The sequence below is a fragment of the Telluribacter sp. genome, from assembly GCF_035998675.1.
Classification (GTDB): domain Bacteria; phylum Bacteroidota; class Bacteroidia; order Cytophagales; family Spirosomataceae; genus Telluribacter.
Genome location: NZ_DASYHI010000024.1, coordinates 143845 through 168781 on the forward strand (window position 1 = coordinate 143845; position 24937 = coordinate 168781).

At 51.0% G+C, this 24937-nt stretch carries 25 protein-coding genes; 19 read left to right on the forward strand and 6 right to left on the reverse strand.

What is annotated here, in order from left to right:
* Positions 1-132 precede the first annotated feature (132 nt).
* Both VGN67_RS22260 and VGN67_RS22265 read right to left on the reverse strand, forming a co-directional pair.
* On the reverse strand, positions 133-576 hold the full coding sequence (locus VGN67_RS22260) for a GNAT family N-acetyltransferase (protein WP_327489319.1): 444 nt from the start codon (positions 574-576) through the stop codon (positions 133-135).
* On the reverse strand, positions 573-1814 hold the full coding sequence (locus VGN67_RS22265) for a bifunctional 3,4-dihydroxy-2-butanone-4-phosphate synthase/GTP cyclohydrolase II (protein ID WP_327489321.1): 1242 nt from the start codon (positions 1812-1814) through the stop codon (positions 573-575). The genes VGN67_RS22260 and VGN67_RS22265 overlap by 4 nt, the downstream gene beginning before the upstream one ends.
* A 171-nt stretch (positions 1815-1985) precedes the next feature.
* Here VGN67_RS22265 and VGN67_RS22270 point away from each other — a divergent pair, with 171 nt between their 5' ends.
* The 3 genes from VGN67_RS22270 (at position 1986) to VGN67_RS22280 (ending at position 5403) form a co-directional block, all read left to right on the forward strand.
* Positions 1986-3947, forward strand: a complete 1962-nt coding sequence (locus tag VGN67_RS22270) for a gliding motility-associated C-terminal domain-containing protein (protein WP_327489323.1) — start codon at positions 1986-1988, stop codon at positions 3945-3947.
* A gap of 62 nt (positions 3948-4009) precedes the next feature.
* Entirely contained in the window at positions 4010-4357 is a 348-nt protein-coding gene (locus VGN67_RS22275; protein ID WP_327489325.1) for a YbaB/EbfC family nucleoid-associated protein, read from the forward strand.
* Between the two features lie 11 nt (positions 4358-4368).
* Positions 4369-5403 carry a glycosyltransferase family 2 protein gene (locus tag VGN67_RS22280; RefSeq protein WP_327489327.1) on the forward strand — a complete coding sequence of 345 codons (1035 nt, stop codon included), beginning with the start codon at positions 4369-4371 and terminating at the stop codon, positions 5401-5403.
* Here VGN67_RS22280 and VGN67_RS22285 read toward each other — a convergent pair.
* The gene (locus tag VGN67_RS22285) at positions 5384-5605 is read right to left on the reverse strand and encodes a PspC domain-containing protein (RefSeq protein WP_327490210.1); all 222 of its coding nucleotides are present in this window, start codon (positions 5603-5605) and stop codon (positions 5384-5386) included. The genes VGN67_RS22280 and VGN67_RS22285 overlap by 20 nt on opposite strands.
* A 363-nt stretch (positions 5606-5968) precedes the next feature.
* On the opposite strand from VGN67_RS22285, the gene VGN67_RS22290 reads away from it, so the two are divergent.
* A complete protein-coding gene (locus VGN67_RS22290) occupies positions 5969-6163 on the forward strand; it encodes a cold shock domain-containing protein (RefSeq protein WP_327489329.1) in 195 nt (64 codons plus the stop codon).
* Positions 6164-6241: 78 nt separating this feature from the next.
* Here the strand turns inward: VGN67_RS22290 and lysS are convergent, their stop codons facing one another.
* Positions 6242-7957: a lysine--tRNA ligase gene (lysS, locus tag VGN67_RS22295; protein WP_327489331.1), complete on the reverse strand. Its 1716-nt coding sequence runs from the start codon at positions 7955-7957 to the stop codon at positions 6242-6244.
* Between the two features lie 192 nt (positions 7958-8149).
* Here lysS and VGN67_RS22300 point away from each other — a divergent pair, with 192 nt between their 5' ends.
* From VGN67_RS22300 to VGN67_RS22335, 8 genes are all read left to right on the forward strand, one after another.
* The gene (locus VGN67_RS22300; RefSeq protein WP_327489333.1) at positions 8150-8488 is read left to right on the forward strand and encodes a PadR family transcriptional regulator; all 339 of its coding nucleotides are present in this window, start codon (positions 8150-8152) and stop codon (positions 8486-8488) included.
* A 65-nt stretch (positions 8489-8553) separates the two neighbouring features.
* Positions 8554-9237, forward strand: coding sequence for a hypothetical protein (locus VGN67_RS22305; RefSeq protein WP_327489335.1), 684 nt, complete (start codon positions 8554-8556; stop codon positions 9235-9237).
* Positions 9238-9293: 56 nt separating this feature from the next.
* A complete protein-coding gene (gene mutM / locus VGN67_RS22310) occupies positions 9294-10106 on the forward strand; it encodes a DNA-formamidopyrimidine glycosylase (protein WP_327489337.1) in 813 nt (270 codons plus the stop codon).
* A 60-nt stretch (positions 10107-10166) separates the two neighbouring features.
* Positions 10167-10382: a hypothetical protein gene (locus tag VGN67_RS22315; protein ID WP_327489339.1), complete on the forward strand. Its 216-nt coding sequence runs from the start codon at positions 10167-10169 to the stop codon at positions 10380-10382.
* Positions 10366-10758, forward strand: coding sequence for a type II toxin-antitoxin system VapC family toxin (locus tag VGN67_RS22320; protein WP_327489341.1), 393 nt, complete (start codon positions 10366-10368; stop codon positions 10756-10758). The genes VGN67_RS22315 and VGN67_RS22320 overlap by 17 nt, the downstream gene beginning before the upstream one ends.
* 21 nt (positions 10759-10779) lie before the next feature.
* On the forward strand, positions 10780-11895 hold the full coding sequence (locus VGN67_RS22325; protein WP_327489343.1) for a P1 family peptidase: 1116 nt from the start codon (positions 10780-10782) through the stop codon (positions 11893-11895).
* Between the two features lie 46 nt (positions 11896-11941).
* Entirely contained in the window at positions 11942-12430 is a 489-nt protein-coding gene (locus tag VGN67_RS22330) for a DUF6932 family protein (protein ID WP_327489345.1), read from the forward strand.
* 4 nt (positions 12431-12434) lie between these two features.
* A complete protein-coding gene (locus VGN67_RS22335; protein WP_327489347.1) occupies positions 12435-12641 on the forward strand; it encodes a hypothetical protein in 207 nt (68 codons plus the stop codon).
* Positions 12642-12744: 103 nt separating this feature from the next.
* Here VGN67_RS22335 and VGN67_RS22340 read toward each other — a convergent pair whose 3' ends face one another.
* Both VGN67_RS22340 and VGN67_RS22345 read right to left on the reverse strand, forming a co-directional pair.
* The gene (locus tag VGN67_RS22340; protein WP_327489349.1) at positions 12745-13455 is read right to left on the reverse strand and encodes a hypothetical protein; all 711 of its coding nucleotides are present in this window, start codon (positions 13453-13455) and stop codon (positions 12745-12747) included.
* Positions 13456-13531: 76 nt separating this feature from the next.
* Positions 13532-14857, reverse strand: a complete 1326-nt coding sequence (locus VGN67_RS22345) for an Nramp family divalent metal transporter (protein ID WP_327489351.1) — start codon at positions 14855-14857, stop codon at positions 13532-13534.
* On the opposite strand from VGN67_RS22345, the gene VGN67_RS22350 reads away from it, so the two are divergent.
* From VGN67_RS22350 to VGN67_RS22380, 7 genes are all read left to right on the forward strand, one after another.
* Complete coding sequence (locus tag VGN67_RS22350) at positions 14856-14999, forward strand: hypothetical protein (RefSeq protein ID WP_327489353.1); 144 nt, start codon at positions 14856-14858, stop codon at positions 14997-14999. The genes VGN67_RS22345 and VGN67_RS22350 overlap by 2 nt on opposite strands.
* A gap of 62 nt (positions 15000-15061) precedes the next feature.
* Complete coding sequence (locus VGN67_RS22355; RefSeq protein WP_327489354.1) at positions 15062-15742, forward strand: RNA polymerase sigma-70 factor; 681 nt, start codon at positions 15062-15064, stop codon at positions 15740-15742.
* Between the two features lie 104 nt (positions 15743-15846).
* Entirely contained in the window at positions 15847-16854 is a 1008-nt protein-coding gene (locus VGN67_RS22360) for a FecR family protein (RefSeq protein WP_327489356.1), read from the forward strand.
* 32 nt (positions 16855-16886) lie between these two features.
* On the forward strand, positions 16887-20387 hold the full coding sequence (locus tag VGN67_RS22365) for a TonB-dependent receptor (protein WP_327489358.1): 3501 nt from the start codon (positions 16887-16889) through the stop codon (positions 20385-20387).
* Between the two features lie 29 nt (positions 20388-20416).
* A complete protein-coding gene (locus VGN67_RS22370) occupies positions 20417-21826 on the forward strand; it encodes a RagB/SusD family nutrient uptake outer membrane protein (RefSeq protein ID WP_327489361.1) in 1410 nt (469 codons plus the stop codon).
* Positions 21827-21899: 73 nt separating this feature from the next.
* Positions 21900-23306 (forward strand): sulfatase family protein, encoded by a 1407-nt coding sequence (locus VGN67_RS22375; RefSeq protein ID WP_327489363.1) that lies wholly within the window; start codon positions 21900-21902, stop codon positions 23304-23306.
* A 43-nt stretch (positions 23307-23349) separates the two neighbouring features.
* Positions 23350-24792: a sulfatase gene (locus VGN67_RS22380; protein WP_327489365.1), complete on the forward strand. Its 1443-nt coding sequence runs from the start codon at positions 23350-23352 to the stop codon at positions 24790-24792.
* Positions 24793-24937: the final 145 nt, after the last annotated feature.

The following is a 24937-nucleotide window of genomic DNA, read 5'->3' on the forward strand; positions in this document are numbered from 1 at the left end:
TATACGACCGAAGGTAAAGAAGGGTTGCCTGAAGTAATAGTGATTGGAGAAAATAATTGTAGCTACATAAAAAACGCATGAGAAATAATCTTCCCATGCGTTTTTTAATGGTAAAACCAGGTACCTGGTACGTTATGATTTTAAAGCAAAATGCAGACTTGTGACCTGAAAACGCTTGTTGAGATAGAGCCGGTGCGCATCGGTACGGGCTTCGCTCACGCCGGAGTCCAGGTGTACCTCGTCGTAACCATCGCGCCGGGCGTAGTCCAGAATCCAGTCCAGTAGCTGGCCCGCGTAGCCTTTGCCCCGGTACTCCGGCAGGGTCGACAGGTCATCAATATAAATATACTTACCCCGGAAGAGGTTATAGCCCGTTTCAAATACCGCTACCGCCGCCGCTTCCGGAACACCCGCTGCATCTTTTTCCTCTACAAAAATCATCTGCCGGTTATCGGCCAGGGTACGACGAATGGCCACCGCGTAGGCTTCGTCGGAAAGTTTGGGGCGAAGTGCCTGTACGACCCGGCGGCACTTGCGCAGGTCTTCATCGGAGGTAGCTTTCAGTATGGAGATCATTCTTTCAGGATAGTGAGGTTTTTCAGCAGGTGGCCCATTTTGTCGCGCTTGGTCAGCAGGTACTGCTCGTTGTGGGGGTTGGAGGCAATTTCAATGGCAATAGAATCCACGATTTCCAGGCCGTAGCCCATCAGACCCACGCGTTTTTTCGGATTATTGGAAATAAGGTTAATCTTGGTAATACCCAGGTCACGCAGGATTTGAGCGCCCACGCCGTAGTCGCGCTCGTCCATCTGAAAGCCTAACTCCAGATTGGCTTCTACGGTATCACGACCCATTTCCTGTAGCTTATACGCTTTTAGTTTATTGATAAGCCCAATACCCCGCCCCTCCTGGTTCATGTACAGTACTACCCCTTTGCCGGCCTTATCCACCATTTGCATGGCCGCGTGGAGTTGTCCGCCGCAGTCGCAGCGGCATGAACCGAAAATATCGCCCGTTACGCAGGACGAATGTACCCGTACCAGTACCGGCTCGTCTTTCTCCCAGATACCTTTCACCAGGGCCAGGTGCAGATCCCCGGTGTTCAGCTGACGGTAGGCGATAAGATCAAAATGACCCCAGTCGGTAGGCATATCCACCCCTATCTCCCGCTTAATGAGCGTTTCCTGCTGCAGGCGGTACTCGATCAGGTCTTTGATACTAACGAGCTTCATGCCCAGCCGGTCGGCCACCTGCCGTAGCTCGGGCAGGCGGGCCATGGAGCCGTCTTCGTTGAGTACCTCCACCAAAACGCCGGCGGGTGCCAGTCCGGCCAGACGAGGGAAATCCACGGCGGCTTCGGTATGTCCTGTGCGGCGAAGTACACCGCCCTGCCGGGCTTTCAAAGGAAATATATGGCCGGGACGGCCCAGGTCTTCGGGTTTGGTTTCGGGATTAACCAGCGCTTGTATCGTTTTGGCCCGGTCGCTCGCCGAAATACCCGTGGTACAGCCTTGGCCCAGCAGGTCAACGGATACGGTAAAGGCGGTTTCGTGCGTAGCCGTATTTTTACCAACCATCATCTCCAGCTCGAGCTCCTCACAGCGTTCTTCGGTAAGCGCCACGCAAATAAGACCGCGCCCTTCGCGCGCCATAAAGTTTATTATTTCGGGCGTAACCCGGTCGGCGGCGCAAATCATATCTCCTTCGTTCTCACGATCTTCGTCATCCACGACTATGATTATCTTGCCAGCTTGTATATCTTTGATTGCGTCTTCGATGGAATCAAGCGAAATTTTGGTACTATTGTTGCTCATTAGTGAGGTTGATGAAAAATAGTTAAGCAATTAATAACGTTTTAAACGGTAAAGGTACAGGGTTAGCTCCGAAACTCTTACTTTTGACTACTGAATAAACAAAGGTTTAGGGCAATCCGTTTCTTGTCTATACTTTCTATCAGAGAATCAACTCTTTTTAGCAGCGGGACTGTGAGGCAAAATCTACTTTCTAAATATGTATCGGGCCAATGCTTCCTGTTCAGCCTGCTGCTGCTGGTTGCACTGCTGAGAATTCAGGAAAGTAAGGCGCAGGGGCTTTGTGACGCCGGTAGCCAGCGGGGAGAATTTACGGTAGCTCCCACCTCAGGCTGTGCCCCCCTTACCGTGACCGTGCGAAATACCAAAGCCGGTGCCTCCAATATTAACTGGGACTACAACTACCAGGGTCAAACCAGCCCTACCTACACCCAGTCGCTTACAAACACGTATACCAAGGCAGGTACTTACACTATTCTACAGGCCGGAAGCGCCAGCGGGACCGGCTTTACCGCCTGCAAAACGGTTAAAGTACTGGATACCACTCAGCCCAATGTAAAGGTTACAGCCTGCGCGGACGGCAAGGTAAAGCTGACCGTAGTGGACGACAGCATTTTTCAGCAGTACGACCAAATTGAAGTACAGTGGAACGACGGCTCCGGGGTGAATTACGTTAACAAAGGCGAACCCCTGGAACTGGAACATACGTACTCGGGTACCGGCCAGCGGCAAATCAGGGTACGCGGCGTGTACTTCTCGGGTAGCTGTAACGGTGGTAAATCCAATGACTATATTGTTACGCTTAATAATATACAGCTTGATAAGGTGGTTGTCAGCCGGGTGGAAAGCCGGGCCGACAGCAATGTTATCGTTTCGTACGCAGGCGTGCAGGGAGCCGAGTCGGAGGTGTTGATCAAGAGCGGAGGTGGCAACTACGGCGGAACGGGTATTAAGAGCAAGGTGGGCGGTAACCATCAGATAACGTTACCCAAGCCGGACCCCAACGTAGTACACTGCCTCAGAATAAAGACATCGGATGTGTGCGGCAACAGCAAAGAGTCCAACGAAGTCTGTACCACGGTCCTGAGGGGAACACCAGAAAACGAGCGCAATGTACTGGGCTGGTCGGAATACCCCATGGCTACCGGCTTTGTGGAGTACCGGGTACTACGCAACAATGTGGTCGTAAAAACTATTACGGGCGTTAAAAATATTTCTTACATTGATACCGACGTGGAATGCGGCGTTACCTACCGTTACCAGGTCATTGCCGAAACAAAAACAATCATGTCAGTATCGGCGCCGGTTGAGGTAACCGCCATCTCCACCAGAAAGCCCGGTACTATTACGCAGGCGCTGGTAAGTGTAGAGCAGGATGGTTCCGTATCGCTGCTGGCCGTGCCGCCGGTCTTAGGGCAAACCACCTCCTTCAAAATGTTTATTGAGCGGGCCGAAAGCGGTAGTAACGACTTCAAGGAAATTGGGGTAATGACCAACAACAACCGGTATACTGACAAGACAGCTCAAACCTCCGCCCGCTCTTACTGCTACCGCATTTCGTACGAAAACGCCTGCGGTAACCGCTCCGACCCCAGCGAGGCGATCTGTACGGTATGGCTGCAGCGCAACGGTACCGCCATTCGCTGGACCACCGATGAACCTTTTATCGACAACGTAGGCTCCTACTTTGTAATAAAACTGAATACCAATGGTGGCTCCAGCGAAACGCCCGTTGGCTTCAATACTACCTACGACCCCCGCGCCGACGACCCCAACGAGCAGGAATTCAGCTACCAGGTACGGGTACGCTCGCGCAATGGCAACTTCCTGAGCTACTCCAACGTCATTAATTTCCGTCGGGAAGCGGCCCTGTTCCTGCCTGATGCCTTTTCGCCTAACGGCGACGGACAAAATGATGTGTTTCAGGTAAAGGGCGTCTATTTTGACTCGTTCCTGATGCTGATCTACAATCGTTGGGGCGAAGTAGTACACCGCTCTACGGATGCCGCTCAGGGCTGGGACGGTACTATCAATGGCGTACGCGCCCCCGAAGGCAATTACATTTACCGGGTTGAAATCAAAGACAACACCTCCCGGCCGTTCGTAAAAACCGGAACGCTTCTGCTTATGCGCTAAATGCGTTATCTTTGCGCTTCTTAAGAGACTGGTATTATCTTTTCAATTTAACGTAAGATACGATGTTTGGAAATATGGGTGATATGATGGGCCTGATGGGCAAGATGAAAGACTTGCAGGCCCGAATGAAGGAAGCGCAGGAACAGCTGTCCGGCATTACGGAATCAGCTGAGTCGGGTGCCGGTATGGTACGTGTAACCGTCAACGGGCAGAAAAAAGTAGTTTCGCTGGAGATAGATAATGACCTCATCAAGCCAGACGACAAGGAGATGCTACAGGACCTGGTGGTGGCGGCCGTCAACAAAGCGCTGGAAAATATTGAGCCCAAAGTAAAAGAACATTTACAAAAAGCGACCGAAGGGGTACTTCCCAATATTCCGGGTCTGGACCTGGGCGGCTTTATGAAATAAAGGCGCTTCGGATGTCACAGGTTGCCATTGTTATCCTGAATTACAACGGAAAACAGTATCTCGAAAAATTTCTTCCCAGCGTACTTGCTCACTCCTCCGGCCATGAGGTATGGGTGGCCGACAACGCCTCCACCGACGGCTCCCCGGACTGGCTGCGCACACGGCATCCGGAGGTACATCTCCTGCCGCTCGCTACCAATCAGGGGTACGCCGGAGGCTACAACTACGCTTTACGGTCCATCCGGGCCGACTACTACGTTCTGTTAAACTCCGACGTCGAAGTTACGCCCGGCTGGATTGAACCCGTAATAGCCCACCTGGAAACGGATGAGCAGGTAGCGGTCTGCCAGCCCAAAATACGCGCCTACCACCTGCCTACCCACTTTGAATACGCCGGTGCCGCCGGAGGCTACATGGACTACCTGGGGTACCCTTTCTGCCGGGGACGACTATTTGACACCCTCGAGGCCGACCAGGGACAGTACGACGACATTGCCGATGTATTTTGGGCTACGGGTGCCTGCCTGTTTGTACGGGCCGGTGCGTTTCACGAAGTAAAAGGCTTTGACGCGCGTTTTTTCGCCCACATGGAAGAGATAGACCTCTGCTGGCGGCTCCTGAACCAGGGGTACCGCATTACCTACTGCGGCTTCTCGACGGTGTACCACGTAGGCGGAGGTACCCTGCACAAGTCCAACCCGCGCAAGACCTTCCTGAACTACCGCAATAACCTGATTATGCTGTACAAGAACCTGCCCTCGGGCAGGCGCTGGAAGACTATTCTGATGCGGCTGGTACTGGACGGTACGTCCAGCGTCCGCTTTATGGCCACCGGAGCCTGGCCCGACGTATGGGCCATTGTACGGGCGCACTTTGCTTTTTATGGTATGGTCCCTGAATTGTCAAAGGAATTGAAGCGTAGTACATACCGGGCACCGTTGTACTACCGCAGTGTGGTATGGGAGTATTTTGTAAATAAAAAACATTTGTTTCCGGAGCTTCCCCAGTTGTACCGGAAGGGCTTTCCTAAAGCTCCCAAATCGTAGGGCTGTTGTGGCGACGCCAGTGCTTGCGGAGCTCCATCCAGAAAGCCAGCACCAGGTAGATAATTATAGGAGAACCAAAGGTAAGAAAGGTGGCATAGATAAAGTACAGCCTGATGCTGCTGGCCGAAATGCTAAGCTTTTCCCCAAGGCGGGCACACACACCAAAAATTTGGTCTTCTACGAAATAGCGAATCCGGTTCATCCCTTTGATCATGATTTAAAGCTCCAAAGTACTACTATTTAACATTGGTAGCAAATCCATCCGCTACGCTAATTTCTGAAAAAACCACGGATTATACGGGCTATAACTACCGCACAATCAAATTGTTTGGGCAAAATAGTTGGAATCCAAACAATTTTTGTTTCTTTGCGTTTGAAGAATCTGTAAAATGTTTACTTCTTTGGCTGGCAAAAAGTATCAAAACAACCTCTCAATGTTTTTGTATCCGGAGTCTTTCCCGATTCATCATAACATGCGGGTAGTGCGCGTTGCTTCTATCCTTGAAGCGGGCATTTTCAATTCTTAACCTTTTTATTATTTTTTACAATTTCATTTTTTATTATCATGCAGACAGGTACTGTAAAATTTTTCAACGAAGCCAAGGGGTATGGTTTCATCGTTGAAGACGACACAAACAGGGACATCTTCGTTCACGTGACTGGCTTGGGAGGTCTCACCATCCGTGAAAACGACCGCGTTGAGTACGAGGTTGTAGAAGGCAAAAAAGGACTTAATGCCGTACAAGTAAGAAAGATATAATTTTTCTTTTTCTGGCAGTGAAAAACAAAAAAACCGCGGCTTTGCTGCGGTTTTTTTGTTTGCGGGTACGCTAAGTACCTAGCTGAGCCAGCCCTCGACTTCCTCCTTCTGAGGCATGGGGGCGTCTATTTTTAGTTTCTTACGCATGCCGCCCAGGTCATTAAATACCTTGTTGGGGTTAGCGCCTTTGAGTTGCTCTATAGTCAGCAGGCCCATTTTCTGTAGGGCCGGTACCCATAATTTGGGTACTCCGGCTGCTTCGTAGTCGGCCTCGGTGGCTACTTCGGGCTTCTTTTCGGCGCGCATCTGCGGGAAGAAAAGTACTTCCTGAATGCTGGCGTTGTTGGTGAGCAGCATGGTAAGGCGGTCAATGCCGATACCGATACCGGCGGTAGGTGGCATGCCGTATTCAAGCGCCCGCAGGAAGTCGTCGTCCATTTCCATGGCTTCGTCGTCACCGCGCTCCTTCAGGCGCAGTTGGTCCTCAAACCGCTCCCGCTGGTCAATGGGGTCGTTTAGCTCCGAGTAGGCATTGGCGATTTCTTTTCCGTTTACAAACAGCTCAAAGCGCTCCACCCGGCCCGGTTTGCTGCGGTGCTTCTTGGTCAGCGGCGACATCTCGACCGGATGGTCAATGATGAAGGTAGGCTGAATAATATTGGCCTCTACCTTTTCCCCGAATATCTCGTCAATAAGCTTGCCTTTGCCCATGCTATCGTTGATCTCCATGCCCCATTCGCGGCACTGCGCCTGTAACGACGCCAGATCCTGCGCTTCCACGTTGACGCCAGTGTACTTCTCAATGGCTTCGGTAATACTCAGGCGCGGGTAAGGACCGGCAAAGTCCAGCTCTTTATCGCCGAAGGTAGCTTTGGTTGTCCCGTTTACAGCCTCCGCCACCTGCTCAAGTACCTGCTCGGTCATCTGCATCATCCAGTGGTAGTCTTTGTAAGCAACGTATAGTTCTACCGTTGTAAATTCCGGATTGTGCGTACGGTCCATACCTTCGTTCCGGAACAGTTTCCCGAATTCATATACGCCATCAAATCCGCCCACAATCAGCCGCTTGAGGTGCAGTTCGGTGGCGATGCGCAGGTACAGGTCTTCGTCGAGGGCGTTGTGGTGCGTTTTGAAAGGTCGTGCCGCCGCACCGCCGTGGATAGTCTGCAGCACGGGAGTTTCTACTTCCAGCCAGCCTTTGCCGTCGAAGTACTGGCGCATGGTGGAGATGATCCGCGCCCGTTTCACAAATATATCCCGCACCTCCGGGTTCACGATCAGATCCACGTAACGCTGGCGGTACCGCAGCTCAGGGTCGGTAAAGCCGTCGTACACATTGCCTTCGTCGTCGCGTTTTACCACGGGCAGCGGCCGCAGCGACTTGGTCAGGATGTTAAATTCCTGGACATGGATGGAGATTTCGCCGGTTTGGGTAGTAAACACAAAACCTTTGGCTCCGATGATGTCGCCAATGTCGAGCAGTTTCTTGAAAACGGTATTATAAAGTGATTTATCCTCGCCGGGGCACAGGTCGTCGCGGCGGAAGTACAACTGGATGCGTCCAGTATTATCCTGCAACTCGGCAAAGGAGGCGCTACCCATAATGCGGAAGTTCATGAGCCGCCCGGCTATGGACACACTCTTATAGTCCAGCTTCCGGTTTTCGTAATTTTTATGAATATCGGCGGCCGTCACATTCACTTCAAATTCCTCGGCGGGGTAGGGGTCTATTCCCAGTCGCATGAGTTCTTCGCGCTTTTGCCGGCGTAGTAGCTCCTGTTCGCTAAGTAGCATTGTAATTCTTAGATAGTTATGGAAATGGTTAACTCTTTGAGTGGCAATTCGGTGCGCAAAATTAGTAAAATTTCGTCGGGTACAGCCATATTATGTAAGAGAGAAAGTCAAGTTAGAATTTATACCTCAACTATTGATGCATAATAAAATTAGGTATAAATTTGCCCTTGTACGACAACTAAAAGAAGCACCATGAACAACTCTCAACTATATAAAGGCAGCCTTAGTACCGTACTGCTGAAGCTGTTGAAAGAGAATGGCCGTATGTACGGCTACGAAATGACGCAGAAAGTAAAGGAACTCACCGCCAATGAGGTAGCCCTTAACGAAGGGGCGCTGTATCCGGCTCTGCACCGGCTGGAAGCCGATGGGCTGCTTACGGCCGAAGTGGTACCCGTCGGAAACCGGATGCGTAAGTACTATACTATTACCCCCAAAGGACAAACGGAGACCGAAAGCCGACTGGCCGAACTGGAAGAGTTCGTGAGACACATGCAGCAACTGCTGGGTGCAAAGCTGTCGCTGGGTTAACAGGCTGGTTTTGAAGTTTTTCGGTTTAAAAATAACTTATTAATATTAAAATATCAGGTAGCACTATGCAGACCTCTATTCACCTTACCGACTCGCAGATTGACACCCTTTATAGGTTTGTGAAGAAAAAAGACGTCGCCTACTACGACTTGCAACTTGAACTCGTGGACCACCTGGCAAGCGAGGTGGAGCAACAACTGGCCGCCGATCCAACCGTCTCGTTTGAGTCGGCCTTGCAGAAAGTATACGCCCGGTTCGGGATTTTTGGCTTTACCGAAGTACTGGAAGAAAAGCAAAAGGCCCTGACGCATCGTGACCGACGGGTATGGTGGAAGTACCTGAAAGAGTTGTTCCGGCTTCCATTCCTGTTTAGCTCGGGCTTGGGAGCGCTGCTCCTGTGCGTTGCTTTTGACTACCTCGGGGCCTCTACTTTTCTGCTACTTAACGGCTCCCTGGCCGCGGCGGCGGGGGTGGCGGCTACCCTCTTTTTTATCAGAAGCCAACCTAAAAAAGGATATAGACTCTCTATAATTCAGTACTACCGCCTGCTCCAGGCGGCTATCTTTTTCAACCCCTACCAGAGCTTTTTTATTAGTTATATCCTATTGCTGCCTACGCTATCGGGAGGTTGGATGCTGCTCATTCCGCTGCTTTGCTGGCTGAGTTGGCTCTTTCTGGTGGCCGGTGTGATGGCTTATCAGGGACTCCTGCGCGAGCAGCAGCGACTCTATCCACTGGCTTTTGTCTGACAAACCATTTGGGTCGGCAGGGGGTTACACAACCGATAAACTTACCGCTACCCCCTATGCCCGAACTACCCGAAGTAGAAGGATACCGCCGCTACCTGGAAGCCACCTCGCTGCACCAGCCCGTTGAAGGCCTGGACGTAGAAGACACCAAATTACTGACTACTGAGCACGCCCTGCTGCTTGATACGCTGGCCGGAGCCTCCTTCGTGGGTACTCGTCGGGTCGGCAAAAACCTGTTTGTGCTGACAGACCGGCCGGGTGTAGTTCTGCACATGCACTTTGGTATGACCGGCGACCTGGAGTACTACCACCAGTCGCTGGACCGCCCGCGCCACGCCCGTGTCGTCATCTACTTCCGGAGTGGGTACAATCTGGGTTTTATCTGTCCGCGCAAGTTTGAACGCATGGGGCTGGTCCATGATATTGAAACCTACCTGCGCGACAAGAAAATCGGGAAAGATGCCCTCGAGATGACCGTAGAGGACTTCGCCATTGTGCTGGCCAGCCGTAAAACCGCTATCAAATCGGCCCTGCTCGACCAGCAGGTCGCCGCCGGCGTAGGGAATTGGATTGCCGACGAGCTGCTTTTTCAGGCGGGTATCCATCCCGAAAAACCGGCTAATCAGCTATCGGAGCAGGAGGTACAAGCCCTGCACGCCGCCACGCAGCAAGTACTTCATACAGCTATTGAAAAGGAAGCCCGCTACGCCGATTTTCCGCCTTCCTACCTCATCCACGCCCGGGCCTGGGATACCTCTCCTTACGAAGATAAAGAGCAGCACCGCTCCTGCCCCCGCTGCCATACGCCTATCACGCAGATTCGGGTTGGGGGGCGCAGTACTTATTATTGTGAAGAGTGTCAGGGGTAAACCGTCGCCTGCGGGTTATCAGGGTAAAAATTGGTATATTTGTATATCACCTTATTGGCTATGACTACCGAACAAAAAAAAATAGCGTTGATAAGCAAAATCGCCAACCTGGAAGATGAGCAACTCCTGGAAGCCGTAGGGCTGCTACTGGAAGAGTCGTTGCCTAAAGCTCCAAGAGAGCCGGGATGGGGTAAGGGAATTTTTACCTATGTATCGGATGATTTCGATAATTTTATTCCCCCTGGCTTCGATGAAGACAATGAAATATTTCCTTGATACTCACATCCTTATATGGCATGCCGAGGAAAGTTCACTCTTGAACTCTAATGTGTTGGCTATCATTAGAAATCCGGCTAATATAGTCTATGTCAGTCATGCCTCTTTTTGGGAAATAGTTATAAAATCGTCTATTGGAAAGCTCAAAATGTCAGTTTCGCTGTTAGAACTGCGGCGATTGGTTATCCAGAATCAATTTCAAATTCTGGATTTTGATTTTAAGCATTACGAAACGTTTGAATCACTTCCTTTCTTCCACAATGACCCCTTTGATCGGATGTTGATAGCACAGGCTATCGCCGAAGATATGACGCTTATTACTCAGGATGACAAATTAGCGCCTTACCAACCCCAAGTTTCCATTCTCTGGAACTAACCTTCGCTTCCTGACTTCTCTATGAGATTTTTTCTCCTACCCTTACTGCTCATTTTTTGTTTTGTGGATATACATGCTCAACAACGTCCCCGCGAACTGGGAATAAAAATCGGGGTACTACCTACGGGTACGCATAATGCCATTACGGACGTAGCCGGGGTCAAAGTGGGGCAGGTAACGCTGGTACAGGGGGCCGATGTACGTACCGGTGTCACGGCCATTCTTCCGCAGGAGGGCAACCTGTTTCAGCAGAAAGTACCTGCCGCCATCTACATCGGGAATGGCTTCGGAAAGCTGGCGGGCTACACGCAGGTAGAGGAACTGGGTACCCTCGAAACCCCCGTTGTCCTAACCAATACCCTCAACGTACCTACCGCCACCGACGCCCTCATCGACTGGACACTCAGCCAGGGCGGTAATCAGCAGGTACGCTCGGTGAATCCCGTAGTGGGTGAAACCAACGATGGGTACCTCAACGATATTCGGGGGCGGCATGTCCGGAAAGAGCACGTACTTGAAGCGCTACAAAAAGCGCAGGGTGGTGCCGTAGCCGAAGGCAATGTCGGCGCCGGTACGGGTACCGTGTGCTTTGGGTGGAAAGGGGGCATAGGTACTTCCTCGCGCAAGCTGCCCGCCAAACTCGGCGGCTATACCGTAGGGGTACTGGTGCAGACCAACTTCGGTGGTGTACTTCAGATAGACGGCGTACCAATTGGGGAAGAACTGGGCAAATACTCGTTTAAAGAATCGCTGGATAAGTCGTCCGACGGCTCCTGCATGATGGTGGTAGCCACCGACGCGCCGCTTGACGCCCGAAATCTCAAGCGGCTGGCTAAGCGGGTGTTTATGGGACTGGCCCGCACGGGCGGTATCGCCTCCAACGGCAGCGGCGACTACGTCATTGCCTTCTCAACGGCCTACCGTATCCCCCACGATACCAACCAGCCCACCGCCCCTGTCACGCTCCTGCACAATGACTACATGTCGCCCCTGTTCCTGGCCGCCATTGAAGCGACCGAGGAGGCCATCGTCAACTCCCTCTTCATGGCCGAAACCATGACGGGTACCCAGGGTCATACCGTAGAGGCGCTGCCGAAGCAGAAGGTACTTGAATTGATGAAGCAGTACGGGCGGTAGGTATCTACTGGTTTCTATTGTATATTTGAAGTACCCTACGTCTGCTATGGAGCTTACCTTTGATATAAGAGGAAATGTAACGCCTGCTCACAAGGTTAATCTGAATATTGACGATGTAAAACAGATATTCGTTAATTCATTTGAACCTGATTCAACCCGGTATCCTATTTTTAAACGGTACGAGCAATTTTTAGCTGATTTTGCTAATTTGGTAACTCCAACTTTTACTCAGTGGATAAATGGGAGTTTTATAAGTACCTCCGTCAATCCAAATGATATAGATTTTGTTACGCTTATAGACGCTGAAATCTATCAGCTACACCAGGCGCTAATAGAGCAGTGGTTCCGCTTGCAGGGGGCACGGAACTTGTACGGAGTAGATGCGTATACCATAAGGCATTACCCTGAACACCACGAACGAAGATGGCAGACCGAGATGGATTTGGCTTACTGGAACAACTGGTTCAGCCGGACGAGGGCTAACCGGGCAGGCCATAAATTTAATAAGGGGTTTGTAGAACTAAACTTTCCATAAAGCTATGGCTCACACTATCTCAGAACGAGCAGCGCGTACTGCCGATATACTAGAGAGTATTGATGAACTCAATAAAATGATCGCCTTTCACCGCGACCAAAGCCGGGATGCCTCTATGCAGGCTCAATATGAATCAATGCGCCAGGAGCTACTACAGGAATTAGTTACACTGCTTGCTTCTTTCGACATTCCTGTAAGGATAGCGGCCTGACGCTGACGGCCTTTAAGCAAAAGAAAACCTCCGTCGAGGTTCTAAGCCAGAAGGTACTTGAACTGATGAAGCAGTACGGGCGGGCGGATGAAGTGAGAAGGGGCTAATTTTTCTTTGTAAGGTACTTTTCCAGCTTCAAAGGCGACTCACCCTCACTAATAGCCATTACCGTTCCTTCCGGACTGATTAGCAGGAAAGAGGGAGAATTAGGCAAAGCATAGCGATGTACGAAGCCCTTAGAGTCCGGAATGGGAATAAAAGATAGCTTAAATTCCTCCACGGCTTGCCGACACTCCTCAGCCGAGCTGTAATTAACTACCCCCAACGAAATCACCGGTATCCCTTTGGCCGCAGCCTTGGTAAGCAAGGTACCCAGGTCTTTAGCCAGATTCGTACTAAGATGAGGCTTACTCAGCTTTAACCAGAAACTGAGCAGCACGTAACTGCCTTTCAATTCACTGGAGCTATAAACCTTGTCATCTACTCCTTTCATGACAAAGGGCGCTACCGGCTGCCCCACCTTTTGTTTCTCGTACTCATCAAAAGGATTAAAATAGTTTGTCTCCCGTTCCTCTTTGGTCTTTTTATGTACCGAGTGGTAATCCAGCTGTCCGTATTTATCGTAGAAAGGAATAAATACGTAGCCGGTTGGGTCCGCCCGCATCAGCTTTTCAAACTCCTTGTAAGGCAGCGGCTGGCCGGTAGCCTTATCGTAGAGCTTACTGGATGGATCGATGCGGGTAGTAGTACCGTACTGGGCAAAACAGAGCTGGGAAGACAGCGCAAGTAGAACTGAAAGGCAAAGAATTCGCATGAGCGTAGGTGGTATGGTGGTTTACATATGCGGCAAAAGTATTTATTCTCTGCTTACGCTGCAATATAGTACCACACTACCCCAGCACCTGCCACACCCCATACGCGCTTACCAGCAGAATGGATGCAATGCTAATCCAAAAAAATACATCGTACAGCCGGGTAGGCGTAAGCGCTTTAGGCAGCTCACGGTAGCGGTACACCCACGCCACCCATACGATAAGAATCAGGAGTACGGAGGTGGCGATGCCCCCCAGAATCACCATCATGACGGGCGACTGGAAGAACAGGAAGAAAATACACCAGGCAAACGGAAACACCCAGGAGAAAATAGCGATGGAACGGCGGCGCTCCTCGACCGTCCCAAAAGGTAGCCACCCCAACTGCCCAAATGCATCGCCGTACACCCGCGCCCAACTGGCCGTAGCCGTAAACAGCGTGGAGTACAGCGCCGTAAACGCCCCGACCAGGAACAGGGTTTCGGCCCAGGGGCCCAGTGTTTCGGTAAATATTCGCGATAAGACACCAATCATCCGGTAGCCTTCGGGTACTTCGCCGCTGCGGTGCAGCACGGCCGCGCCCAGCAGATAAAAGGCCGCCGTCACGACGGTATAAACCACCATCGACAGGATGGCATCCAGGTACATGACCCTGATCCAGCCCTTGGCGCGTTCGGCCCAGGCTGCGCTGCCGTCGTTGGGGCCGGCGTAGGCGGCGTAGCCTTTTTCGATGCACCAGTAGTTGTAGTACATGATCTCGTCGCCGCCTACGCCCGTAATGCCAAAGGCCCCAAAGGCTACTGCCACGGCTTCGGGCGGTAAGTTGAAACTGATTCCTTCCTGAATATCCTCCCACCGCACCGCAAAAGGGGTGCCCTGCAACAATCCCAGTGAAACAAGTACCACCGACGAAAACAGCACAATCATGACTAGTGAGCCTTTCTCAATAGGCTTGTAGTAGCCCCGGTACACCAGCAGCGCCGTTATCAAAGCCGAAAGCAGCGCCCAGATGTTGACGGACACACCGGGAAAAGCCATGTTAAGTACTATGGCTACGCCGCCTACGATACCACCTACCTGTAGCAGCTTGAGTCCCTGCAGCGACAGCCACAGCCAGATACTCCAGTGGGTACCCCGCCAGCGGGCACCGGGCAACCGGTTAAAATTGTACATGGTAAAGGTACCTGTATAAATGGCGTTTTTGCCGAATTCCAGCTGCAGCGCCACCTTCACCAGACAGCTCACAATAATCACCCAGAACGTAACGAACCCCGCCTTGGCACCCAGCGTAGTAGTAGCTATTAATTCGCCGGAGCCCACAATGGCCGCTGACATAATGAAGCCGGGGCCCAGGTACTTAAGTTGTCCGGTGATGTTTTGGGGCGGGTCAAGTGGATGGTTCATGGAAGAGGATTTAAGAACAAAAGTGGCATCCCGGAGAATATTACTGTTTTTAGGACATTCCGGAAGCAGAGAAGCGGGAGAAGACTCAGGTTACGGACTTGGTATAGCAAAAAATAATATAGAAATATTCAAAAAAGACTAAGGGTAATTTTTACAGATGTTGTCTCTACTTATAGAGCATTCATTTACTAGCAGGAGTTGGTTATGCGAGCAATTTTACCCGTAAGTACTTCCGAAGGCACCTCTCCCCTGAACGGGCAAATGCTGGCTCAGAGCGTTCAGAATGAGGAGAGTAACCTGGCGCAGAAACTTCGAAACGATAATGAACTATTCATTCGGCGGACTTTTGAAGAATGTCCACAGAAGGGGTGTGAATTGCTTTTTCGGCGTTACCATAAGGTTTTATGCAGCCATGCTGTCCGCATTGTCTATTCCAAAGAAATAGCCGAAGACCTGGTCAGTGAAGTTTTCTTCAAATTCTGGAAAACCAGGGCCTACGAATCGGTAACTACTTCCTACCGCTTTTACTTGTTCCGGTGCATCAGGAACGAAGCCTTCAACTACCTCAGGCTTGAGTTTCATAAGCTGGAAGGAATAGAAATGGCAGAGATGCAGGAATCATCACGGAGCCAGCGCCCCGACCATATTACCCAGTTTGAAGAGGTACTCACCCGCGTTGAAGTCCTGGTCGAGTCACTCCCTCCGCAGTGCCGCAAGGTTTTTCTCATGAATCGTTTTGAAGGATTCAAGTACAAAGATATAGCCGACGAACTGGGTATCTCGGTCAAGACCGTGGAGGTACACATGCACAAAGCCCTTACTACCATGCGGCAGGGGCTGAAAGACCATTGGCTGGTATCGGTGTTTCTCCTGCTTCTGGCCTAGCGGCTAAAAAATCACTTCTATACTGTAAGCCACACATTCCACCACCATAAGACTAAGGGATTAGATACAAAAGTGTCTTATGTTTAAATAGCCAGGGACAATCCATGGAAACAAGTATAACCAAACAGCTGATTTTTGACCATTTCGCTCGTAAAACGTCTCCCCTTCAGCGGGAGATGATCGAAGAATGGTTACGAAACGAAGCCCACGAAGAACAGTACTATGAGTGGCTGGAAGAATGGGAAAGCCGGTATCCGCAATACGTCGCTCAGACCGAACAAGCCCTGGAACGTTTCGCCGCTTTTTTGCAGACTAATCCACTGGTTGTAGAAGAAACCAAAACCGAAGTACCGGATTCCGGAGAACCTACCGGCCGGTCATTCTGGAGAAAGTGGCTCTTGGCGGCCTCCGTAGGGCTATTTTTACTGCTGGGAGGCTGGGTACTGCGGGATGACCTGCTCTACAAAAACTACCAGACCGCCTACGGAGAAGTTAAAACCATAACGCTCTCCGACGGCAGTGTCATAAAGCTCAACACCAACTCCTCGCTCCGGGTACCCCGCTGGGGCTTTGGAAAGAATACAAGAGAAGTGTACCTGACCGGGGAGGCGAACTTCTCCATAGTTCATACCGCCGACGACCAGACTTTTGTTGTCAAAACCCCCAAAGAGTTTGAAGTAGTGGTACTGGGTACAGAATTTACCATGTACGCCCGCCAGCATAACTCCAAGGTGGTACTGAAAACGGGAAAAGTGCAGGTTCGCTACCAGGAAGCCAATAAGCAGAAGGAAGTCATGATGAAGCCGGGCGATCTGGTGACGCTGGACCGGGAAAACCGGGTCGAGCTGAAGACCACCCAGCAAGCCCAGAAATACTCGGAATGGGAAGAAAAACGCTTTGTTTTTGAAGAGACTACCCTCGAAGAAGTAGCCTGCCTGCTGCAGGAAAACTACGGCCTGGAAGTAGAGATAAAAGACAAGGAGCTATCCGAAAGGGTACTTATGGGCTCTTTCAAGGCTAATAACATGGATGAGCTATTACTGTCCATTTCTGAACTGCTGGATATTAATGTAGTCAGACAAGGTAACCATGTTCAGCTTTCTGATAAATAAAAGAAGTACCTACTACCCTTAATCCATTTTATATGAAACAATTGTTACACAGAGCCTCTGGTTTGGGGCTCATTCTCACAGTAATACTAATGGGGCAGCAACCGGGCTTTGCCCAATCGGTCGCCATGGCCCGGAATTTACAGGAGGTACCTCAGCAAGCTACAAAGGCGGCCAGCCTGAAACTCAAAGATGTACTTAATGACCTGAAGAATCTGTATCAGGTCGATATCCTGTTTGAACTGAAAGTAGTAGATGGACTCACTGCTCCTGCCAACAGTATTAACAAAAGCCAGGATCTGGAAAAGAACCTGGAAAGGTTATTAAAACCTTCGGGGCTGCAGTACAAAAAGGTTAACAAGAGCTCCTATCTGATTACGGAGACTAGAAAAACTACCAACAAGGCTGAGGCCGATGCCCGATTTCAGGAAGGTACCACTGAAACCGACGAAAAAGCCTTAGGAGGTACCTCCAGAAGAGGTGTAACAGCAGACGGAAGAAATCTGAATGCCCCTGGCATCAGTGCGGCTGTGGAGCGAAATGTTACAGGTACTGTACGCGATGAGGCAGGAGCCTCCCTACCGGGTGTGAGTGTTGTGCTCAAAGGAACCCAGCGCGGTACCACCACCGATGCCGATGGTAAGTTTAGCCTGGCCGTTCCTGATAATGGTGCTACGCTCATCTTTTCCTTTGTGGGATACGCTCCCCAGGAAGTACCCGTAGGAAACCAGTCGGTGCTTGATATCCGGATGCAATCCGATGAACGGGCGCTGGAAGAACTGGTAGTAGTGGGCTACGGTACCCAAAAGAAAAGTGACCTGACCGGATCGGTATCATCCTTACGGGACAAAGATTTTAACCCCGGTGCCAACGCCTCCGTAGATCAAATGATGCTGGGCCGCTCGGCGGGCGTTCAGATCAACCAGACCAGCTCTGAGCCCGGAGGAGGAGTATCCATCCGGATCAGGGGAGCCAACTCGCTTAACGCGGGCAGCGAACCCTTGTACGTTATTGACGGATTACCCATTGATAACGGCTCGCTGCTTTCAGCTTCCAGTGGTGGTGCCGGTACGGGAACAAATAACAACCCCCGGAACCCTTTGAACTCCATCAACCCTAATGATATTGCTTCCATCGAAATCCTGAAAGATGCCTCGGCTACGGCCATCTACGGGTCCAGAGGTGCCAACGGAGTGATCCTGATTACCACCAAGAAAGGAAACAAGGGCAAGATCGGAGTTAACTACGATTTCAACACCGGCATCCAGACCGTCCCCAACAAACTGGACGTACTAAACACCAGCCAGTACATCCAGTTCATGAATGACCTGGCGAAGGACGAAGGCAAGGCACCGGTATTTACTGCTGCTGACATTGCTCAGATTGGAGCCGGTACCGACTGGCAGGACCAGGTTTATCAGAAGGCCCCGCTTAATAGTCATAACATATCCGTATCCGGCGGGGATGATAAAACTACTTTCTTCTCTTCTCTTAACTACTTCAATCAGGAAGGTGTCGTGAAGAGATCAGGAATAAAGAAGTACATAGCCCGTGTAAATCTGGAAAGAAAGCTGGGCGAGCGGGCTGTTATTGGCGTTAACATCAATACCAGCCTTGTTAAGGACGCTAATAGCATCGATGGTGTTAACAACAACGAAAACGCCGGCCCTATTAACTCCGCCCTACTGTATGATCCCACGGAGCCCATCTTTGCCGGGGACGGCAGGTTCTCACAATCCAAGAACCTGACTATCAACAACCCGGTAAGCCTAATAGAAGGTTTGTCAAGTACCAACGCTACAAACCGGACTATGGGTAGCATCTTCGTGAAGTACACCATTCTACCCGGACTGGATGCCAAACTGAATTTCGGCTCAGACCGCCAGACCTCCCGCCGTGACTTGTTCAATTCCACCAAGACCCTTAACGGACTTTCGGCTAAGGGTATAGCTAACATTGCCACCCTGGAACGTTCCAATGTACTGATGGAATATACCATGAACTACAACCGGCAGCTAAACGAGAAGAGCACGCTTAACCTGCTGGGCGGGGTTACCTACCAGTACTTTAACAACAGGTCCTTCTCAGGAATTATCAGAGGTTTTCCCTCCGATGCCCTCTCCACCAATAACCTGGGCCTGGGTGATACCAATCTTGATAACCTGTTCAGCGGTCAGGAAGACAACAGCATCCTATCCTACCTGAGCCGGGTCAACTACACCCTCAATGATAAGTACCTGTTTACGGCTTCCCTGCGGGCTGATGGTTCCTCCCGCTTTGGAGCAAATAATAAATTTGGGTACTTCCCATCGGTAGCCCTGGGATGGCGGCTGAGCGAAGAAGGCTTTTTACCAAGCTTCTTCTACGACCTGAAACTTCGGGCCAGCTGGGGCCTGACCGGAAACCAGGAGATAAACAATTATGCGTCGCTGACTACCTACACGACCGGAGCTACTGCTGTATTCAATAACGCGGTTAATGTAGGAACCAGGCCTTCGCGCATAGCCAATCCTGACCTGAAATGGGAGTCGACCGAGCAGACCAACATTGGTATTGACGCCAGTATCCTGCAGGGACGTATCAGCGCTACCGTTGACTACTTCATCAAGAATACGCGGGATATGCTGATTGATCTGCCTTTACCACGGGCTACTGGTTTCAACTCCATACTGTCCAACGTAGGTAAAATGCAGAATAAGGGGGTGGAAGTAATGCTTACCTCTACCAATGTAAAGAAGGGACAGTTTTCGTGGAGTACCACCCTGAACTTCGCCGCCATTCGAAACAAAATAACCGACCTGGGTGATGTAACAAACATCATAACGGGCTCTATTGAATCCATTGGGCCTACCTCCATCGTGACGGTAGGGTATCCGGCGTTCTCGTACTACGGTTATGAAGTAACGGGACTTTTCCAGCAGGGTGATAATATTGCCGGTTCGGCTCAGCCTGGCTCCAAGCCCGGCTACCCCATATTCAGGGATGTAAACGGGGATAACAAGATCACACCTCTGGATCAGCAGATCATAGGTAATCCTTTCCCCGACTTTACGTTTGGTATCAGTAATAACGTTACCTATAAGCGGTTCCAGCTGGACTTCTTCTTTCAGGGACAGCAAGGGGCTGATATGCTGAATATAAATGTACTGGAAAGCATGTACCCCAACAATGCCCGCCGGAACCGGATTACGGAGCAGGTACTTGACCGCTGGACTCCCCAGAATCCGACGGCTAAGTGGCCTTCTGGCGTACAACCTACAGCCTATGGTGCAGGGAAAGTGACTACACTAGCCCTACAGGATGCGTCCTACATACGTCTGCGCAACCTCTCGGTGGGTTATAATCTGCCCGTTGAGAAGCTGAAATTCATTCAGTCAGCGCGGGTGTACGTCGTGGGGCAGAACCTGGCTACCTTCACCAACTACATAGGTTTTGACCCTGAGGCCAATGCCTTCGGCCGGAGCAACGTGCGGGTAGACTACAACGGTTATCCGCTGGCGCGTACCTGGATGCTGGGCGTTAATGTAGGTTTTTAATTGATCCATCGTAAAATTCAGAAATTAATATGAAACAAAATAGCTTAAAAGCACTCCTGCTGGTACTACTCCTACAAGGCGCGGGCTGTGAAAGTGTACTGGAAGAAAACGTCTATTCTGAATTGACGCCCGGCAACTTTCTCAATACAACTACCGGAAAACAGGCTGTACTCACCTCTGCCTACGGTAACCTGCAGATGCGGGGACATTATTATCTTTTCCTATCAGGCCACACCTCACAGGAAGTCTGGAACCAGGGTGGCAGTATTGAAGCCCTCCTGACGCCGCTGACCAACTTTACCTGGGACAGTAACCACCAGTATTTTAACCAGGCATGGGGGGAACTGTACGCTTCTATTCGCGACGCCAATATCGTTATTGATAATACCAGCGCTGCGGATGCTTCTGCCTTAGACAAGCAGCTTAATGCCGAAGCCCGCTTTGTGCGCGCCGTCGCCTATAATCACCTCTACGACTGGTTTGGACCGGTACCTTTGTATTTAACCTCCACTCCGGACGAGTTCAGGCTGGCCCGGGCTACCGATGAGGAGATGAAGTCTTTCATTGAAAAAGAATTACTCGAGGTAGCAGCCATTTTGCCACTCTCCCAGGCTCAGTACGGCAGGGCCACCAAAGGAGCGGCGATGGGAATACTGGCTAAGTTTTACCTGAATACTAAGCAGTGGCAAAAAACCGCGGACATGACCAAGCAGATCATGGACCTGAACAAGTACTCCCTGGTTCCTAACTATAAGAATGTGTTTGCGCTGGCCAACGAAGGTAACGCCGAGATGCTGTGGGTAATCCCGGCCTCGGCCCAGGCGGGGCACAACCTGGTAGCCCTTACCTTCCCTACCGACTACCCCTTGCCCCAGCCTAACCAGCAGGTGTTTGCCGCCCGCTCGTACTTCTTTGACAACTTTGTTAATTCGTTTGGCCCCGGTGATACCCGTAAGAATCTGATAGTTACGGAATATACCAACACATCAGGTAAATACACCAAACTGTTGGGTATTAATCAGTCTTTATCAGGCAAGTACGAATTTGACCCCAACGCGGCGGGCGCTGTACAGGGTAATGATATTCCGGTGGTACGCTACGCGGATATTCTGTTGGCCCGGGCGGAGGCGCTGAATGAGCTGAATGGCCCCACCCAGGAAGCCATTGACCTGATCAATAAAGTCCGGACCAGAGCGGGAGCCGCACCTCTGACGCTGGGTAACTTCACCAAAGAAACCCTGCGCGACCACATTCTTCAGGAAAGAGAATGGGAATTCTACACGGAGATGAAACGCCGGGAAGATTTAATCCGCCACGGGAAATTTATTTCCAATGCCAAAGCCAAGGGGAAAAATGCGCAGCCTTTCCACGTACTGTTCCCGCTGCCCATTACCGAGCTTAATGCCAATGCTAACTTAGAGCAGAACACGGGTTATTAAAGATAGTAAAGGGGCATTTAGAGAGTTTTTCTCAAAATGCCCCTTTATACTGTTAAAACAGTTTACGCTCTTTATGAACAAGCGAATCAAAGGTAGCAGGCTTATTTTAACCGGACTTTTAACCGTTCTGGTTGCAGTAATCTGCGCCTCTTATACAGGTACTGATACTCCCAAAGCTACTGCTATTCCCAAAGCCACTGCCCCCAACATCCTGCTGATCCTGACGGACGACCAGGGGTACCACGATGTCTCCTACTACGGGACTAAGGACCTGCGCACGCCGCATATTGACCAGCTCACGCGGGACGGAATGCGGTTTGATAACTTCTACGCCAATAGTACCGTTTGCTCTCCCACCCGGGCGGCCCTGCTGTCGGGACGCTATCAGGATCACGTAGGAGTACCGGGGGTTATCCGCACCTATCCGCAGGAAAGCTGGGGGTACCTGGACCCCAAGGCTAAGCTGCTTCCCGCCCTGCTCAAAAAAGCGGGCTACCATACGGCTATCATTGGTAAATGGCACCTGGGCCTTGAGTCTCCTAACCTACCTAACGAGCACGGCTTTGACTACTTCCACGGCTGGCTGGGCGACATGATGGACGACTACCTGACGCACCGCCGGCACGACATCAACTACATGCGGAAGGACAAGCAGACAATTGACCCCAAAGGACACGCCACCGATCTGTTTACGCAGTGGTCGGTCGACTACATCAAGAAGCAGGCAAAAGACAAGCAGCCTTTCTTCCTGTACCTGACCTATAACGCCCCGCATTTTCCGGTGCAACCGCCCAAAGAGTGGTTAGAGAAAGTAAAGCAGCGGGAGCCGGGCCTGCCAGAAAAACGGGCCGAACTGGTAGCCTTTATCGAACACATGGATGACGGTATCGGGCAGGTTATAAAAGCGTTGAAAGAAAGTGGGCAGTACGACAATACGCTCATCATCTTCACCAGCGACAACGGAGGACATTTGCCCAGCCTCGCTAACAATGGCCCCACCCGCGACGGGAAGCAGAGCATGTACGAAGGCGGGCTACGGGTACCTACCAGTATAGTCTGGCCGGGAAAGATAAAGGCAGGGTCTGTGTCTGACCAGGTTAATTTATCCATGGATATCTATCCTACCTTACTGGAAATAGCCGGTGTTAAAAGTCCCCATCCGATTGAGGGACGAAGCTTTCAGAAAACTTTATTAGGCGAAAAGATGAACGAAGCGGATCGCCCGCTCTACTTTACCCGCCGTGAAGGTGGTACCGACTACGCCGGTCAGTGCAGCTATGCCCTGCGGCTGGGCGACTGGAAGCTGCTGAAAAACAAGCCTTTTCAACCCATGGAACTGTACAATCTGAAAGACGACCCCATGGAGACCCGAAATGTACTAAAAGAGCAACCCGAAGTCTATAAAAAGCTCAATAGCCTGCTGATGCTGCACATCCAGAATGGAGGTAGAGTACCCTGGCAGAAGCCAGCCAATACCTGAAAATTATATTTTTATTTCTCCGTAATTACCAAAATCAAAGACTATGAAATACGTAAGCGTTACCAGACAGTCCAATAAGTGGCTGTATTCACTTTTGGCAGCTACTCTGTTTTTAGTGTGTATAGCCCGACCTAACGAAGCAGCGGCCCAAAAAACCACCGCCAAACCCAACTTTATCATCATCTTTACCGATGACCAGGGCTATGGCGATTTGGGATGCTACGGCCATCCTTCCATCAAAACGCCCCATATTGATCGCATGGCGGCCGAAGGGCAGAAATGGACCAATTTCTACGTAGCCGCCAACGTATGTACCCCTTCGCGGGCCGGACTGCTGACCGGCAGACTACCCGTAAGAAACGGAATGTACAGCGATACCCGCCGGGTGTTATTCCCGGATTCGGACGCGGGACTTCCCCAAAGTGAAAACACCATTGCCAAAGTACTTAAAGGACGAGGCTACAGTACGGCCGCTATTGGCAAATGGCACCTGGGTCACCTGCCCCAGTACCTGCCCACCAGCCACGGCTTCGACTCCTACTATGGTATTCCGTACAGCAACGATATGGATCGGGTAAACAACGTAGAGTACAAGGCAGCCTTCCTGAACCCCAAAGTCGAGTACTTCCAGGTACCTCTGATGCGTAATACCGAGGTGATAGAGAAGCCAGCCGACCAGACCACCATCGTGAAGCGGTACACCGAGGAGGCTCAGAAGTATATCAAGGCGAATAAAAATAAGCCTTTCTTCCTGTACCTGGCGCACTCACTGCCGCACGTGCCCCTGTTTGCCTCCAAAGACTTCCTGGGTAAGAGCGAACGGGGACTGTACGGTGATGTGATCGAGGAAATAGACTGGAGCGTTGGTCAGATCCTGAACACCCTCCGGCAGCAGGGACTGGACAAGAATACCTACGTAGTCTTTACCTCTGACAATGGTCCCTGGGCGATATTCAACGAACATGGTGGCTCAGCGGGTCCACTCTACGGAGCCAAGGGTACCAGCTACGAAGGGGGGGTACGGGTACCGGCCATCTTCTGGGGGCCCGGTAAGGTAAAACCAGCGGTTATCTCCGGTATGGGAAGTACCCTCGACCTGCTGCCTACTATCAGTAAACTGGCCGGAGCTACGCTGCCCACCGACCGGGTCTATGATGGCTATGATCTGACTACCGTTCTGCACGGACAGGGTGGTAACCCCCGCAATGATATGTACTACTACCACGGGTCAAAACTATTTGCCGCCCGGAAAGGTGACTACAAGCTGTACTACTACAGCAACAATCCGACCGGGTACCCGGCCAAGGTAGAAAAGCTGGAAAAGCCCCAGTTGTTTAACTTACAGCATGACCCGTCGGAGAAGTACAATCTGGCCGAAGCGCACCCGGAGGTGATTCAGGAAATAGAGGAAATGGTAAAAAAACACGCCTCTAACCTTTCCCCCGCTCCCAGCCAGATTGAGAAAAGGATTACTGCTCAGAAGTAGTATTTACTTATCAGAATTCCCTCGTAGAAATACTAGCGGACCGGCCCAGTACTATGTAAGTACTGGGCTATTGTTTTATTAAGTACTACCCCATAGTCACCTCGTGCCGTTCGGGGTCTTTCCTGGCTTCTTTACTCCAAAATAC